The sequence below is a fragment of the Anaerobacillus sp. 1_MG-2023 genome, assembly GCF_030547345.1.
GTDB lineage: Bacteria > Bacillota > Bacilli > Bacillales > Guptibacillaceae > Guptibacillus > Guptibacillus hwajinpoensis_B.
Genome location: NZ_JAUORD010000033.1, coordinates 1 through 1659, shown reverse-complemented (window position 1 = coordinate 1659; position 1659 = coordinate 1). Strand labels below are relative to the sequence as shown.

The following is a 1659-nucleotide window of genomic DNA, read 5'->3' as shown; positions in this document are numbered from 1 at the left end:
TTGTTCCTTGAAAACTAGATAGCACAAACAACGACATCCAATAATTATTTTTTATGCAATAACTTAGTAATAACTGATGCGTTATGGCAGCAATGCCTAACAAATCGAAGGTTAAGCTACTAAGGGCGCACGGTGGATGCCTTGGCACTAGAAGCCTAAGAAGGACGGGACGAACACCGATATGCTTCGGGGAGCTGTAAGTACGCTTTGATCCGGAGATTTCCGAATGGGGGAACCCACCATCTTTAATAGGATGGTATCCATTTCTGAATACATAGGGAATGGAAGGCAGACCCGGGGAACTGAAACATCTCATTACCCGGAGGAAGAGAAAGCAAACGCGATTTCCTGAGTAGCGGCGAGCGAAACGGAATCAGCCCAAACCAGAGGGCTTGCCCTCTGGGGTTGTAGGACGTCTCTTTGGAGTTACAAAGGCACGGATAGACGAAGCGACCTGGAAAGGTCCATCAGAGAAGGTAACAATCCTGTAGTCAAAATCCGATGCCCTCCGAGACGGATCCTGAGTACGGCGGGACACGTGAAACCCCGTCGGAATCCGGGAGGACCATCTCCCAAGGCTAAATACTCTCTAGTGACCGATAGTGAACCAGTACCGTGAGGGAAAGGTGAAAAGCACCCCGGAAGGGGAGTGAAAAAGAACCTGAAACCGTGTGCCTACAACTAGTTGGAGCCCGTTAATGGGTGACAGCGTGCCTTTTGTAGAATGAACCGGCGAGTTACGATCCCGTGCAAGGTTAAGCTGAGAAGGCGGAGCCGCAGCGAAAGCGAGTCTGAATAGGGCGAAATAGTACGTGGTCGTAGACCCGAAACCAGGTGATCTACCCATGTCCAGGGTGAAGTTCAGGTAACACTGAATGGAGGCCCGAACCCACGCATGTTGAAAAATGCGGGGATGAGGTGTGGGTAGCGGTGAAATGCCAATCGAACCTGGAGATAGCTGGTTCTCTCCGAAATAGCTTTAGGGCTAGCCTCGCGGCAAGAATCTTGGAGGTAGAGCACTGATTGGACTAGGGGTCCTTACCGGATTACCGAATCCAGTCAAACTCCGAATGCCAACGATTTATCCGCGGGAGTCAGACTGCGAGTGATAAGATCCGTAGTCGAGAGGGAAACAGCCCAGACCACCAGCTAAGGTCCCAAAGTATACGTTAAGTGGAAAAGGATGTGGCGTTGCTTAGACAACCAGGATGTTGGCTTAGAAGCAGCCATCATTTAAAGAGTGCGTAATAGCTCACTGGTCGAGTGACGCTGCGCCGAAAATGTACCGGGGCTAAACGTATCACCGAAGCTGTGGATTGTCTTACGACAATGGTAGGAGAGCGTTCTAAGGGCTGTGAAGTCAGACCGAAAGGACTGGTGGAGCGCTTAGAAGTGAGAATGCCGGTATGAGTAGCGAAAGACAAGTGAGAATCTTGTCCGTCGAAAGCCCAAGGTTTCCTGAGGAAGGCTCGTCCGCTCAGGGTTAGTCGGGACCTAAGCCGAGGCCGAAAGGCGTAGGCGATGGATAACAGGTTGATATTCCTGTACCACCTCCTTTCCGTTTGAACGACGGGGGGACGCAGAAAGATAGGGAGAGCGCGCTGCTGGAAATGCGCGTCCAAGCGATTAGGCTGGTGAATAGGCAAATCCGTTCACCGT

Annotated in this window: 1 rRNA gene; it reads left to right on the top strand. The window is 51.2% G+C overall.

From position 1 onward, the window contains the following. Positions 1-109 precede the first annotated feature (109 nt). Positions 110-1659, top strand: a 23S ribosomal RNA gene (locus Q4550_RS23110); the annotation flags it as partial.